Origin of the sequence: Micromonospora sp. B006, from assembly GCF_003408515.1 — a bacterium.
Taxonomy (GTDB): Bacteria; Actinomycetota; Actinomycetes; order Mycobacteriales; family Micromonosporaceae; genus Micromonospora; species Micromonospora echinospora_A.
The window spans coordinates 5,236,018-5,252,246 of the sequence record NZ_CP030865.1; the positions used below are offsets into that span (position 1 = coordinate 5,236,018).

At 69.9% G+C, this 16,229-nt stretch carries 4 protein-coding genes; all 4 read left to right on the forward strand.

Annotated elements, in window-relative coordinates; genetic code table 11:
* Positions 1-91 precede the first annotated feature (91 nt).
* From MicB006_RS23535 to MicB006_RS23550, 4 genes are read left to right on the forward strand one after another with little or no spacing between them, the layout of a single operon-like run.
* Entirely contained in the window at positions 92-2,953 is a 2,862-nt protein-coding gene (locus MicB006_RS23535; RefSeq protein WP_116508951.1) for a helicase-related protein, read from the forward strand.
* Positions 2,950-7,671, forward strand: coding sequence for a class I SAM-dependent DNA methyltransferase (locus tag MicB006_RS23540; RefSeq protein WP_116508953.1), 4,722 nt, complete (start codon positions 2,950-2,952; stop codon positions 7,669-7,671). Before MicB006_RS23535 ends, MicB006_RS23540 begins: the two co-directional genes overlap by 4 nt.
* Positions 7,668-14,054, forward strand: coding sequence for a DEAD/DEAH box helicase (locus MicB006_RS23545; protein ID WP_116508955.1), 6,387 nt, complete (start codon positions 7,668-7,670; stop codon positions 14,052-14,054). Before MicB006_RS23540 ends, MicB006_RS23545 begins: the two co-directional genes overlap by 4 nt.
* Positions 14,054-16,207, forward strand: a complete 2,154-nt coding sequence (locus tag MicB006_RS23550; RefSeq protein WP_116508957.1) for a UvrD-helicase domain-containing protein — start codon at positions 14,054-14,056, stop codon at positions 16,205-16,207. The genes MicB006_RS23545 and MicB006_RS23550 overlap by 1 nt, the downstream gene beginning before the upstream one ends.
* Positions 16,208-16,229: the final 22 nt, after the last annotated feature.

The following is a 16,229-nucleotide window of genomic DNA, read 5'->3' on the forward strand; positions in this document are numbered from 1 at the left end:
CCCGGCCGGCAGGAACGGATGACGGGGTGTCCTGCCGTCGACCTTCTACATAGGATCCTCGGACCGCGACTCGATGGGGGAGGAGACGGCCGTGGGCGATATCCGTTCTGAGTCGGCACTCGACGTGGCGCCCGGGTCGGTGGTGGTCATCCGCGACGAGGAATGGCTGGTACAGACCGCGGAGGAAACCGCGGACGGGCTCCTCGTGCATGTCCGCGGGCTGGGTGAGCTGGTTCGTGACGTCACCGCCAGCTTCTACGCCACCCTCGACCGCGTCGCACCGCTCGACCCGGCAGCCGCGCGCGTCGTGGCGGACAGCAGCCCGCGTTACCGCAATGCTCGGCTCTGGCTGGAGTCCACCTACCGCAAGACCGCGGTTCCGCTCGCCGACCGCTCGCTCACCGTGGCCACCCAGGCTCTCGCCACGCCGTTGAGTTACCAGCAGACCGCCGTGCGCAAGGCGCTGGACCCGGACAACCTGCGTCCCCGGATCCTGCTGGCCGACGCCGTGGGGCTCGGCAAGACCCTGGAAATCGGCATGATCCTGTCGGAGCTGGTACGCCGTGGCCGAGGTGAGCGGATCCTCATCGTGACCCCACGCCACGTGCTCGAACAGATGCAGCAGGAGTTGTGGTCCCGGTTCGCACTGCCGTTCGTCCGGCTCGACTCGGCCGGCATCCAACGGGTCCGCCAGAAGCTCCCGGCCAACCGCAACCCGTTCACGTACTTCCGGCGGGCGATCATCTCGATTGACACCCTGAAGTCGGAGCGGTACGCGGCCAGCTTGAAGAAGCAACGCTGGGACGCGGTCGTCATCGACGAGTCGCACAACCTGGCCAACGCTGCCACGCAGAACAACAGACTGGCCCGGACGTTGTCCCGCAATGCCGAAACGCTGGTCCTGGCCTCGGCGACCCCGCACAACGGCCGCAAAGAGTCCTTCGCCGAGTTGGTCCGGCTGCTCGATCCGTCCGCTATCCCGCCGGGCGGCGAGCTGGTGGCCGCCGAGATCGAACGGTTGGTGATCCGCCGGCACCGGCACAGCGACGAGGTGGCCGGCGTCGTCGGCGCCGACTGGGCGGAGCGGGAGGAGCCGGAGAACGTGTTGGTGCCCGCGAGCCCGGCGGAGAACGCGGTCGCACGCGAACTCGAGGACGTGTGGCTGTGGCCGCTGGACCGGCGCACGCCCTACTCCGGGCAGAACGCGTCGCTGTTCCCGTGGACGCTGGCCAAGGCGTTTCTGTCGTCGCCGGCCGCGCTGGCGGAGACCGTCCGGCAGCGGCTGGGGCGGGTCGGGCACGACGCCGCCGCGAACAGAGAACGCGCGGCGCTGGATCGGTTGGCCGGCCTCAACGCGGTGGCGTTGGAGGAAGGCTCGGCCAAGTACGCCGAGCTGGTCTGCCGACTCCAGGGGATCGGCGTCGCCGCCGGTTCGCCGATGCGGGCGGTGGTGTTTGCCGAACGGCTGGCCACCCTCGCCTGGTTGCACGAGCACCTGCCCGCCGACCTCGGCCTGCCCGCCGGAGCCGTCGCCGTCATGCACGGCGGCCTGCCCGACGACGAGCAGCAGCAGATCGTCGACGCCTTCAAGCAGGAGAACACGGCGATCCGCGTGCTGGTCACCGGCGACGTCGCCTCCGAAGGGGTGAACCTGCACGCCCAGTGCCACCATCTGATCCACTACGACATCCCGTGGAGCCTCATCCGGATCGAGCAACGCAACGGCCGCATCGACCGGTACGGACAGCGACATTCGCCTCGGATCACCGCCCTGCTGCTGGATCCGGACAGTGACCGGTTCGCCGGCGACGTCCGCATCCTGGCGCGACTCGTCGACAAGGAGAACGAGGCGCACCGTGCCCTCGGGGACGTCGCCTCGCTGATGGGCCGGTACGACGTCAAGGGCGAGGAGGACGCCATCCGTGCCGTCCTGGCCGGGCAGCGTGACCTGGACGACGTGGTGCGAACGCCGGACGAGGTGCTGGCCGCCGACGACCTGTCGGCGATGTTCTTCGGCCTCGTCGACGAGGCCGACGAGTCGCCGCTGCCCGAGACGGCCGCGGCCGTCGGCTCCGGGCTCTACCCCGACGAGGTCTCCTACCTCGAAGAGGCGTTGCACGCCGCCTTCGTCGACCCGACCGGGCCGCCGAGCAACAACGGGGTCGCCTGGCGGCGGAACACCGCCTTCGGTACGGCGGAGCTGATCCCGCCGCCCGACCTGGTGCAACGCCTCGACGTTCTCCCGCAGAGCTATCTGACCGACCGGCGGGTCGCCGACCGGCTCGTCCTGGCCACCACCGTCGCCCGGGGCAAGGACCGGCTGGAGCAGGCGCTCCGCGACGACACCGGTTCCAGTTGGCCGGACGCGCACTACCTGGGCCCGCTGCATCCGGTGCTGGACTGGGCCTCTGACCGCGCGCTGGCCGGCCTGGGCCGCAATCAGGTGTTCGCGGTCCGCGGTGAGGTCGACGGGCCGACCGTGCTGTTGCTGGGCACGCTCACCAACCGGCGTGGGCAGGTCGTCTCGGCTGCCTGGCTGACCGTCGAGTTCCCGGTGCCCGACAACCCGTCCTTTGCCCCGGTGACCCCGCATCCGTCGGCCGCCGTGGCGCTGGCCGCGCTGGGCTTCGACACCGTGCGGGTCAATCCCGGAGCGGTGCCTGGCGCCGAGGCGCTCGACCGGTTCATCGCCCCGGCCGTTCAGCACGCCCGCGCGCAGATGCGCGACCTGTTCGCGGCGGCCGAGAAGGATGTCGCGCACCGGATCGAGCAGTGGTCGCACCGGCTGGCCCAGTGGCAGGACGAGGCGGACGCGCTCATCCAGCGTCGCGACCTGAAGCAACGCCGGGTGAGCATCGCGCAGGAGCAGATGCTGGTGGCCGAGATGAACCCGGACCGGCAATTGGTCCGCCCACTGCTGGTCGTCGTGCCGCAGATCGGGGGCACCCGATGAGCGTCTCGGATGCGATCCTGGTCGGCGAGGGCTGGATCTCGGAGCACTATTTCACCACCGACGCGACGAGGGAGTCGTTCCACGCCCGCGTGCTGGAGCGCCGTAAGGAATGGGACGCGGAGGCCGACGCGCGCCGGCCCACTCCGCGCAGCCGGTTCATCGAGGCCCGGCAGGAACTTGAAGCCGACCTCGCCAAGCTCACCGAGCTGGCCGATGTGGAGGCGGACCTCGGCGCCACCGATGCGCAGGCCACCGCCGCCGCTATCGCGTCGATCCATGAGCGCGTCGTCGGCATCCTGGGGGTACGCGGGCACGGGCTCGCCGTCAGCGGGGACGGGCCGATCCTGCGCGTCTCAGCGCCTGGCATCACCGAGCGGGCGCCGCTTGTCGTCGTGCTCGCCCAGCCGGTCGCGACGGTCGAGGACGTTCTCGCCAAGGACGGCCGGACGCTGGCCGCGCCGGTGCGCCTGAGCGACGACGGCGATGATCTCCCCTCGGCCGCCCGGCTGGCCTCGGCTTTGTTCGGTGAGGACGACGCGCCCGATCTGATCCTCATCCTGGCGGGTCGCTGGGCGGTGCTGGCGGAACGGGAGCGTTGGGCCGAGGGCCGCTATCTCGCCGTCGACCTGCAACTGATCTGCGAGCGCAACGACACCAGACGCGGCGGCGAGATCGACCGCGCGCTGACCTGCCTGTCTGCCGCCTCGATCGCTCCGGACGCGGACGGCGGCCTGTGGTGGAGCGGCGTCCTCGACGAGTCGATCAAACACACCGTCGGCGTCTCCAAGGACCTTCGCGAGGGCGTACGCCTCTCCATCGAGATCCTCGCCAACGAGGTGGTGGCCCGTCGCCGCGCTCAGGCCCTCGAACCGCTGCCCGCGGCACAGGCACAGCCGCTGGCCAAGCAGGCGCTGCGTTTCCTCTACCGCATCCTGTTCCTGCTCTATGCCGAGGCCTCGCCCGATCTGGGCGTGCTGCCGGTCGGCGCCCCCGAGTACGACCGGGGTTACAGCCTGGACCGGCTGCGGGAACTCGTCCAGGTGCAACTGGCCACCCCGCGCGCCCGGACCGGCACCCACCTGTACGAGTCGCTGGGCGTGTTGTTCCGGCTGGTCGACAAGGGCCACCGTAGCGCCGAACTGGACGACGAGGAGGCGTTGTCCGCACCGGGACTCACCTTCAACCCGCTACGCGCCGACCTGTTCCGGCCAAGCGCCACCGCGCACATCGACGCGGTCGGTCTCGGCAATGCCGCGCTTCAGGAGGTGCTGACCCACCTGCTGCTGAGCAAGGAGCGGCGCGGCCGGGACCGGGGCTTCATCTCGTATGCGCAACTGGGCATCAACCAGCTCGGCGCGGTCTACGAGGGGTTGATGTCGTACACCGGTTTCTTCGCCGAGACGGACCTGTACGAGGTCGCCAAGGGCGGCGATGCCGGCAAGGGCTCCTGGGTGGTGCCAGTGGACCGGGCGGGCGGCATCGCCGCCGCCGACTTCGTGAAGGACGCCGACCCGGTGACCGGCGAGCTGCGGCCGTTGCTGCACAAGCAGGGCTCGTTCGTGTTCCGGCTGGCCGGCCGGGAACGTCAGCAGTCGGCGTCCTACTACACCCCCGAGGTGCTGACGAGGTTCACCGTCGGGCAGGCCTTGGAGGAGTTGCTTGACCAGAACGGCGAACGCACCCCGGCGGTCGACATCCTCGGCATGACGATCTGCGAACCGGCGCTCGGCTCGGGCGCGTTCGCCATCGAGGCGGTGCGGCAGCTCGCCGAGCAGTATCTCAAGCGCCGCAAGGAGGAACTGGCCGCCCAGGGCAAGACCATCGACCCGGACGACTACCCAAGACGCCTGCAGGAGGTGAAGGCGTACCTCGCCCTGCACAACGTCTACGGCGTCGACCTGAACGCCACAGCCGTCGAACTCGCCGAGATCACCCTGTGGCTGGACACCATGGTGCCGGGCCTGCCGGCACCCTGGTTCGGGCTGCACCTGAAGCGCGGCAACTCGCTGATCGGCGCCCGTCGGGCCGTCTACCGTCGCGGCCAGGTCGCCGACAAGTCCTGGCTGGGCGCCGTGCCCGAGGAGATGCCACTGACCTCGTTGGTCGACGACATGGCCGCCGGCCAGGTCGCCACCGACGGCATCCACCACTTCCTGCTGCCAGCCGACGGCTGGGGTTCGGCCGCCGACGCCAGGGAGGCCGCCGCGCTCGCCCCCGTCGCCGCGAAGAGGCTCAAGACCTGGCGGGGAAGCACCAAGACCAAACCCACAAAGCAAACCATCGACGCGTACGCCGAACTGGCGCACCGCGTCGAGTCGCTGTGGCAGATCGCGTACCGCCGCCTGGACCTCGCCGAGCAGCAAATCCGTCGGCGTATCCCGGTGTGGGAGGCGGGCGAGCTACCGGCCGGTGGGGCGGTGCAGCGCGAGGAGATCGAGAAGGCGCTCGCCGACGAGGACGGCGCCTACCGGCGGCTGCGCCGGGCGATGGACGCCTGGACGGCGCTGTGGTTCTGGCCGCTCACCGACGAGTCCGCGACCGTCGACGGCAAGGTGATCGCCCCACCTACGGTCGTGCAGTGGGTGGCCGGGTTGCAGGCGCTGCTGGGCCGCAACCCGGAACTTCGCAAGCGGAAGACATCCGGCCCGACCCTGACCGCCGGGATGAGCTGGCACGAACTCAACGAGGCCGAACGGGTCGAGATCGGTTTCGCCAACGCCAAGCCGATCGAGACGGTGCGGCGTGAGCACCCGTGGCTAGTGGTGTGCGAGCGCATCGCCGCGCGGCAGGGCTTCTTCCACTGGCAGTTGGACTTCGCCACCGTGTTCGCCCGGGGCGGCTTCGACCTCCAGGTCGGCAACCCGCCGTGGGTCCGGCCGGACGTCGACGTGCCGGCACTGCTGGCCGAGGGCGATCCTTGGTGGCAGCTCGCGCACAGGCCATCGCAGGCGCAGGTGGCCACCAAGCGTGATGCCACCTTCGACCTGCCTGGCATGTCGAACCTCGTTATCGACGGCACGGCGGACACCGTTTGCGTGGGTTCCTTCGTCAGCGCGACGCCGCAGTATCCGCATCTCGCCGGCCTGCGCCCCGACCTATACCGCTGCTTCATGGAGGTGATGTGGCGGCATGGGTCGGCCCGCGGCACTATCGGCATGATCCACCTGAACTCGCATTTCACGGACGAGAACGCGGGCCTTCTCCGCGCCGAGCTCTACGTGCGCCTCCGCCGCCACTGGCACTTCATCAATCAGTTGCTGCTCTTTGAGATCCAGAATCACAAGCACTTCGGTATCACAGTGCACGGGCCGCGGCAGAGCAAGTCGGGGTTCACCCAGGCGAGTTGGCTCTACCACCCCGACACGGCTGTCCGTTCAATGGTCCACGATGGCTCCGGGCCGGAGCCGGGACTCAAGGACGACGAGGGACGCTGGGACGTGCGCCCCCACCGCTCGCGGATCATTACGGTCACCGAGGAGACGTTGCGAGCTTGGCACGCCACGATGGAGACCGACGACGTCCCCATTCGACAGACCCGAATGGTGTATGCGGTGAACCGGTCAGCGGCGGCAGTGCTTGAAAAGCTGTCTCGCGCATCGCGTCTCGGAAAGCTCGGACTCCAATTCTCGCAGGGGTGGAACGAGACAACAGATCGGCGCAATGGGTATTTCGAGTCGGAGTGGGGTGTGCCGGCCTCCTGGGATGACGTGATCCTGCAGGGGCCGCATCTGTACGTCTCGACGCCGCTGAACAAGACGCCGAACCCCACGCTGGTCAGCAATAAGGACTGGTCGGTGACGGACTTCGAGGCGTTGGCGGCTGACGCGATCCCTGCCACCGCCTACCAACCCCGAGGCGACCGGTACGACTACGACTGCGCCTACACCGACTGGGGCGATGAGGACCACCCCGATCCCGCCCGCGACCACTACCGGGTCGCCTGGCGCAACATGGCTGCTAACCAGGGAGAACGAACCCTGATACCCGCCCTGATTCCGCCGGGCGCTGCGCACGTAGATGGCATCTACTCAGCTGGGCTACCGGAAGGCAAATTGCGTACACTGGTAACCGCATGCGGGTATCTCTCGTCTTTGATTTCGGATTTCTCCATTAGGGTTGCACCCAAGTCCAATATTCGCGCTGGCGCCGTAATGCGACTGGCATTTCGGGGAGTTCAGCCACTCGATTCATATCTGTTGCTTCGCGCAGCGCGACTGAATTGCGTGACGGATGCGTTCTCGGAGCTATGGCGAGATTGTTACCTCAAGGATTTCGTCGATGACGCCTGGGCCGGTGGGTTGGACCACAGGCGGAAGGCGCCGCTCGGCCTCGTCGAGCCGGAATGGACATTCGTTACCCCTCTGCGGATCGCTGCGGATCGGCGGCAGGCGCTCGTCGAGATCGACGCGCTGGTCGCACTTGCCCTCGGCTTGACAGCCGACGAGTTGTGCTCGATCTACCGGACCCAGTTCGCCGTGCTGCGCGGCTACGACCGCAACGTCTACTTCTACGACGCGAACGGCCGGCTGGTGCCCAACTCTGTGCTCACCGTCTGGCGCAGGAAGGGCGACGACCGGATCACCGCCGAGGAGCGCACCGCCACCAACCAGGCCGGCAACACCTACACCTATGAGCTGCCGTTCGTCACCCTGGACCGGGAGGCGGACATGTGCCAGGCGTACGCGGTCTTCGCGCAGCGCCTGCGGGAGCGTTCGTGACCGAGCTGCTGCCCACCGTCCAGGCGGCGAACGTCCGGGACAGTCTTGTCGACTATCTGACGACGACGTTCGCGCTTACCGACGCGGACGCCCGGGACGGCCTCGACACGTTCCTGTCCGACCCGGTGACCGGCATGTTCAAAGGGCCGTACGTGCGCCTGCGCCTGCCCTTCCGTCCGGCGGAGCAGGGCTGGCGGCAGCACCTCGACTGGTACGCGGGCCCCGACCCGTACGGCCATCAGGCCGCCGCGTTCGCGCGGCTGACCTCCCTGGGTGGGCGGCGTCCGCAGCCGACGCTCGTCACCACCGGCACTGGCTCGGGCAAGACCGAGGCGTTCCTGTATCCGATCCTCGACCACGTGCGCCGGGCCCGGCTGGAGGGCGTCAGCGGGATCAAGGCGCTGATCCTGTACCCGATGAACGCGCTCGCTAACGACCAGGCCGGCCGCCTCGCTGGGCTGCTGACCGGTCACCCGGAGCTGGCGTCGATCACCGCCGCGCTCTACACCGGGGAGAAGGGCCGGCCGCGGACGATGGTCACCGCCGACGGGTTGATCACCGATCGGGGGATCATCCGGGACACAGCGCCCGACATCCTGCTCACCAACTACAAGATGCTCGACCAGCTGCTGCTGCGCCACGAGGACCAGAGCCTGTGGCAGCAGTCCGCGGCCAGCCTGCGCTACCTGGTGCTCGACGAGTTCCACACCTACGACGGCGCGCAGGGAACCGACGTCGCCATGCTGCTGCGCCGTCTCGGTCTCGCGCTGAAGAGTTACTGGCGCGACGACGACCCCGCGGTCACCAAGGCCGCGTGGTCCCGGCCGCTGGGGCTAATGACGCCGGTGGCCACGTCGGCGACCCTGGGCGACAAGGGAGATCCGGGCGCCATGCTCGGTTTTGCTGAGACGGTGTTCGGCGAACCGTTCCCCGCCGACGCGGTGGTAACCGAGTCCCGGCAAGACCTCGCCGAATGGGTGGGGGACGCGGAAGCCGTCGTCGCCGGAGCCGGCTTCGCCGTCGCGGACGCGTTCCGGCCCGACGAGGTACGCGCAGCCGTCGAGGCGCTCGGGGCCGACCCGGACGGCACCGCTCTCACCCGTACCGTCCTGGGTCTGCTCTGGTCCGGTGACCATGACCGACTCGCGGAGGCCGGGCCGGACCTGCTGCTCGCGCTGGCGAAGGCGCATCCGCTGGTGCAGGAACTCACTCACGAGACCGCCGACGCCGTCGGCGTCGACGACCTGGTACGCCGGATCGCCGGTCAGGCGGACCGGCGCACCTCACGCCTCGCGGCGGGCGGCTTCGACACCGACTGGTCGCAGGCGATATCGGCAGTGGTGGCGGCCCTCGGGCACATCCGGGCGGTGGCTGGACGGGACGCCCTCGCTGTCGACGTGCATTTGTGGGTGCGCGAACTCACCCGGATCGACCGGGCCGCTGACACCACCGCCCGGTTCCGCTGGGGCGACGACGGGCCACCCGTGCCCGGTGGTGACACCGAGGACATCCGGCCGTCGTTTCCGGCCGTCTACTGCCGGTTCTGCGGCCGTTCCGGCTGGGGTGTCGCGCTCGCTCCGGTCGGCACCGGCCTCGCCGCCGACGACGAGAGCATCCGGCGCGACCACGCCACCCGCGAAGGACGCTTCCGGGCCCTGCTGTACGCGCCGGCGGAAGCCAACGCCGCGTACGACGGGGCCACGCACCCGGACGGGCTGGCCTGGTTCTCGGTACGCGGCCGGGAACTGCTCGACGCCGCCCCGCCCGACGACGACTCCGACCTGCGCGACGGGTGGATCCTGCCGGTGCTCACCACCGTCGGCCGGGACGCCGACGAGCACGCCCGCGACGACACTTGTCCCTCCTGCTCCCAGCCGGACGGAATCCGGTTCCTCGGCAGCGCCATCGCCACTCTGCTGTCGGTGTCCCTGTCCACCCTGTTCGGGTCGGCGGCGCTCGACGTACAGGAGAAGAAGGCCCTGGTCTTCACCGACTCGGTGCAGGACGCCGCCCACCGGGCGGGCTTCGTGGAGGCCCGCTCGCACACCTTGACACTGCGGGCGGCGCTCAACGCCGCGATCGCCCCCGGCACCCTCACCCTGGACGCGCTGGTAGAGGACGCGATCCGTCGCACCGGCGAGGACAGCTTCCAACGTTACCGCCTGCTCGGCCCCGACTGCGTCGACCGAGAGTCGTTCGTCCCGTTCTGGACGTCGAAGACGCTGCGGGGGGTGCCTGCCCGGGTGATGTCCCGGGTAAGGAAGCGGCTCGCCCTCGACGTGGCTTTGGAGTTCGGGCTCAACTCGCGTACCGGCCGGACCCTGGAACTGACCGGCGCCGCGACCATCGAGGTGGACGCCGGCCCGCCGACCCGGATGGCCGCCGCGGCCCGGACCGTCCTGACCGGGTTCGCCGTCCAGAACCCGCTCGGCGCGGATCACGCCGAGCCGTCCGACGAGATACTCGTCCGGTGGGTGCGCGGCGTGCTGGACCGGATGCGGGTGCAGGGTGCCATCGACCACCCCTGGTTCGCCACCTTCCGGCGGGAGGACGGGAACCGCTGGTCCATCTGGGGTGGGCGGCCCCGGGACGAGGGCATGCCAGCCTTCCCCAACACCCGGCCGGCGCCGAGCTATCCGCGCGTCGGGGGCTCCGCCAACCCAGTCCGCGACAGTGACCTGGACGCCGTCACGGCGGCTCAGTCCTGGTACGCGCGCTGGACCTCGCGGGCGCTGTCGGTCAGCCCCGCCGACGGAGGGCGGCTCGTCCGCCTGCTGCTCGACCGGCTCGCCCGCGACGGTGTCCTCACCACCGTCACCAGCCAGAGCGGCGCCACCGTCTACGCGATCCCACCATCCGGCGTGGCGGTGGGACCGGCCCGGCTCGACGACCTCACCGCCGGGCGTCACCTCCTGGCCTGCGACACCTGCCGGGCGCTGGTGCCGGGCAGTCGCACCACGGTCGACCAGCTCGACGGGGCGCCGTGCATGCTGGTGCGCTGCCACGGCCGACTGACCCGGGAGGCGCTGGCCGACAACTTCTACCGCCGGTTGTACAGCTCGCCGGACATGCGCCGGATCGTCGCGCGCGAGCACACCAGCCTGCTGGACGACGCCACCCGGCTGAGCTACGAGGAGGGCTTCAAGAGGTCCGCGTCCGAACCGGACGCGCCGAACGTGCTGGTCGCTACGCCGACGCTGGAGATGGGCATCGACATCGGTGACCTGTCGGCGGTCCTGCTCTCGTCGCTGCCCCGTACCGTGGCGTCCTACCTGCAGCGGGTGGGGCGGGCCGGACGCATCACCGGCAACGCCCTGAATCTGGCCTACCTGACCGGGCGTGGCGAGCAACTACCCAAGCTCGGTGACCCGCTGTCGGTCATCAACGGCGAGGTACGTCCACCCGCCACCTACCTGAGCGCCGAGGAGATCCTGCGACGGCAGTTCACCGCCTGCCTCGTCGATGGCATGGCCCGCGACGGACGCCACACCCACCCGAGCAGCGCCCAGCAGGCCATCGGCTCCAGCGCGCCGGGGTCGTTCCTCGGCGAGCTCATCGCCGCGGCCGAGACGGGTGGGGCCGACGCGGTACGCCGGTTCACCGACACCGTCGGAGCACTGCCCAGATCCACGGTCGATGCGCTCATCCACTGGGTAAGTCCGGTGGCCGGCGCCAGAACCAGCCTGTTCGCCGGGCACGTGCACGCGGCCAGCCGGCGCTGGCAGCAGACCGTCGAGACACTCCGGCAGCGCCAGACCCAGATCAACAGGGTGTTGCCGGAACTGGAGGCCAAGGCCGCCTCCCCGGCCGTCACCGACGACGACAAGCGTGCCCTGCGGTCGGCCCGAACCACCCGCAAACTGATCGGTGGGCAACTCGGTCACCTGCGCGGCGAATACTGGATCAGCGTGCTGGAGGAACACGGCCTTCTGCCCAACTACACGTTGCTCGACGACACCGTCACCCTCGCGGTCGGGATCAGCTGGACCAACCCCGACTCCGGCGAGTTCGAAAGTGACAGCGCCCAGTTCCAGCGCGCTTCCGCGCAGGCCATCCGCGAGTTCGCGCCGGGCGCGACCTTCTACGCCCGGGGCTGGGAGATCTCCGTCGACGCGATCGACCTCGGCATCGACGGGGAATCCATCCGCCCCTGGGCGTTCTGCCCGGCCTGCGGTTACGCCGCCGACATCGCCGCCACGGGTCAGGAACAACGGATCGCCAAGTGCCTGCGGTGTGGCAGCACCGGCATCGCCGACACCGGCCAGCATCTCCATGTCGTGGAACTGGCCCACGTCTCCGCCGAGGTGCGCCGTGACGAGGTGAAGATCTCCGACCGGCGCGACCAACGCGACCGCATCCCGTTCCAGCTCATCACGGCCGCCGACATCGACCCGGCGGGTGTGGCGGCGAAGTGGTTCGCCGAGAACACCGGACTGGGCTGCACCTATCTGCGCGCCATGGACCTGCGGTGGCTGAACGTCGGCGTCCCGGGTCACGGCATGTCGCGGATCATCTCGGCCGACGAACGCACCGGAGCGTTGTTCCGGGTGTGCAGCGGGTGCGGCAAGCTCGACACGGACTCCGGCCGTAACCGCCCGCACGAACACCGCGCCTGGTGCCCGTACCGGAGGTCGGCCAGGGAGAACACTGTCGCCGTCGCTCTCTCCCGGACCCTGCGTACCCAAGGGCTGTTGCTGCGCCTGCCGTACGCGGTCACCCTCGGCGACGACTTCGCCGTGCCTAGCCTGGCCGCGGCGCTGCTGCTCGGGCTGCGTGAGCAGATCGGCGGGCACCCCGACCACCTGCAGGTCGAGCACGTCGTCGATCCGACCCTCAGCGACGGCACCGACAACCACGACGCGCTGCTGCTGCACGACGTGGTGCCCGGTGGCACCGGATACCTGGCCGACCTGGCCGACCCACGACAGTTGCGCGACCTGCTGGCGCGGGCCTGGCGGCGGGTGCGCGACTGCGAATGCCGGCACGAGGAACGCCTCGCCTGCCATCGCTGCCTGCTGCCGTTCACCCCGCCCGTCGCACTCCGCCGCACATCCCGTGCCGCCGCTGAGCGACACCTCGCCCACCTGCTCGGCCTGTCCGAGGACGCCGACAGCGCCGACAGCGCCGACGGCCCGCCGTGGACGCTGGTGCAGACTCCGCCGCAGGACAGCCCCGAATCGCACCTGGAACAACGCTTCCGCAAGTTGATCGTGCAGCGGTTGAAGGCGATCGGAGCTGCCACCACCGAAGTGCCCAAACCCTGGGGCAACGCCCTGCGCTTCACCCTGCCCGGTGACCACCGGCAGTGGACCCTCACCCCACAGGTGAACGTCGAGAACTCCCGCCCCGACTTCCTCCTGGAATCCAACGACACCTCCGTACCGGCGGTGGCCATCTTCACCGACGGGCGGGCCTTCCACGCGGTCGCGTCCCGTAACCGGCTCGCCGAGGACGCCGAGAAACGCCAGATCCTGCGCGACACCGGCCGCGTCGTCCTGGCCGTCACCGCCGCCGACCTCGCCGCCGCCGAGCAGGAGACGAGCGCCGCGCCGGTGTGGTTCGCCGAGGCGACGGTGGCCAGACTGATCAAGCAGGCCCCGTTCCAGGCCGCGCCGAGTGCGTACGAAGGGCTGCGCTCCGGCCCGATTTCCTGGCTGCTGGCCTGGGTGTCGGCGCCCAGGCCGGCGGACCTGGGGATCGTCGCGAGGGCCGTGCCGATGTTCCTCGTCGACGGCCGGTCCCGCCGCACGTGTGCCGACGGGGTCGGCCTCGCCGCGATCGGGCGGGCCGTGTTGATCGGCGAGGAATTGCCACCCGGCGGGCGGACCGTCCTGGTGCGGCAGTTCGGCGCGCTGGTCGTAGTCGTCGAGCCGACGCGGTCGGCGGTACACGCCGCGCTTGTGCTCGACGACCGGGAGTTGGCACTCGATGCCGCCCACGCCGACGCCTGGCGGCTGTGGCTGCAACTGTCTAATGCGATGTCCCTGCGTGACTGGCCCACCGTCATCACGACCACCAGCCGCGCGCACGCCCTCACCGCCGCGACCACCATGCCGGAACCGGCCAGCTCGGACGGGCTTCCGGAGGGCGTGGACGATAGCTGGGTGTCCGCGTACGAGTCGGCCGCGCCGGGCGCCGAACGCGATCTGATCCGGCTTCTCGCCACCCGCGGTGACCTCGACGCCCCGCTGATCGGCGCGGAGGGCCCGCAGGGCATCCCGATGGACATCTGCTGGCCCCACCGGCACGTCGCCGTGGACCTCTACGACATGCCCGACGAGGACCGCGCCGATCTCAGCGCTGCCGGCTGGTACGTCGTGCGGCCGGACCCGGATGCCATCGTCGCGGCACTGACCGGTACCACCGAGCACGGAGAGCGCTGATGCCGACAATCATCATGACCAAGTGGCCCGTCAAGATCGATGGCTCGGTCAAGGCCAAGGCGATGACCTTCCTGCAGAAGCTCTCCGCCGATGACACCACTGCCGGCCTGCACGTCGAACCGATCGCCGGGGCGGCCGACCCCCGCGTCCGCACCGGCCGCGTCGACCAGTTCTGGCGGGCCGTGATGTTTCGGCTCGACGGCGCGGGGGAGTGCCACTACGTCATCCACGGCGTCTGGCCCCACGACGACGCCATCGCCGTCGCCGCCCGGATCCGTCTCAAGGTGAATCCGATCAATGGCCTGCCGCAGATCGAGGAGGCCGGACCCATCGCACCGTCGCACGGCGGCCGCCTTGCCGTGTCCCGCCCGGAGTACCCCCACGCGGACCCGGTGGAGCCGCTGCTGGTCCGGCTCGGACGCAGCCGCAGCGAACTCGTCGATCGGCTCGGCGTGCCCTCCGACATCGCCGACCAGGCAATGGCCGCGCCGGACGAGGATGCCGTCCTGGAGCTGGCGCAACGCCACGAAGGCTGGCTGGGACTGCTCCTGGTGGACCTCGCCACCCAGGACTCCATCGACGCCATCGCCGAGCGGCTGCACCTCGAAGCGCCCGACCAGACCGGTGACGACGACGCCGACCTGCTTCGGTCGCTCCAGCAACCAGCCGCTCAGGCCCAGTTCGCCTTCATCGACGGCCAGGAGGAACTCCGCCGAGTCATCGAGAACGGCGACTTCGGTTCGTGGCGGGTCTTCCTGCACCCCGAGCAGCGCCACTACGCGGTGCGCCGCTACCGGGGACCTTTTCGGCTCTCAGGCGGTGCCGGCACCGGGAAGACGGTCGTCCTCCTGCATCGCGCTCGCGCGCTGGCCCGGGAGCGGCCCGACGCGCGGATCGTGCTGACGACCTTCACCACGAACCTGGCAGACGCGCTCCGTGACGGTCTCGGGCTACTCGACCCGACGGTGCCGCAGGCGTCAGCACTCGACGTACCCGGCGTCCATGTCACCGGCGTCGACGCGCTCGCCGCCACCGTCATCCGGTCCGCCGGCGCCGGCATCGCCGACGCCGTCCACGCCGTCCTGGGCGAGGCCCGATCGACGCCGACCGGCCGTACGCCGACCGGCCGCTGGCGGGAGGTCATCGAAGCGTCGGCGACCTCGCTGCCGCCGGAGATCGTCAACGAGACGTTCCTCAGCAACGAATACGCGCTTATCGTCCTGCCCAACAAGGTCAAGAACGAGCACGAGTACCGCCGGGTACGCCGGCCCGGTCGTGGCGTGGCCCTCGACCGGGCCAAGCGGGACAGCGTCTGGGCGCTGATCGCCGCCTACCGGGCGCAGTGCCGCATCGACGGCACACTCGACTTCGCCGAGGCCGCCGCCGTCGCCGCCGCTTACCTGACGACCAGCGGTGGCCAAGCCGACCACGTGCTCGTCGACGAAGGCCAGGACCTGTCGCCGACGCACTGGCAGATGCTGCGCGCTCTGGTCGCCGAGGGCGAGGACGACCTGTTCATCGCGGAGGACTCCCACCAGCGCATCTACGGCAGCCGAACCGTCCTGGGCCGCTACGGCATCAAGATCGTCGGTCGGTCGCAGCGGCTCAGCCTCAACTACCGCACTACGGCGCAGAACCTACGCTACGCGATGACTGTGCTCGACGGCGGTCACTACGTCGACCTCGAAGAACATACGGAGATCACCGGCTATCGGTCGGCACGATCGGGCCCGGCGCCAGCGGTGGAGACGCTGGACTCGCTCGCCTCGGAGCTGGACAGGATCGCCGACCGCATCCGCTCCTGGCGCGACGGCGGGGCCATACCCGAGACGATCGCCGTTCTCGTGCACGACAAGTTTCAGCGGGAGAGGGTCGTCAACGCGCTCAACGAGCGTGGGGTGCCGGCCCGGGCGGTCGACCGCGACCGCCCGGGGGAGGGCCGGGTGCTGGTCATGACCATGCACCGGGCGAAGGGCATGGAGTTCGCCAAGGTTGTACTCGCCGACGTCGGGTTTCAGTCTGTCGCCGAGAGGGCCAGACTCAACGAGCTTGATCCTATCGAGCGGCACGACGCTGAGCTCCGGGCCCGGTCATTGGTGTACGTAGCTGCAACCCGTGCTCGCGACGAGCTGTTGGTGATCCAACGCCGGTAGCTCTGCCCGGGCTCTTATCGGT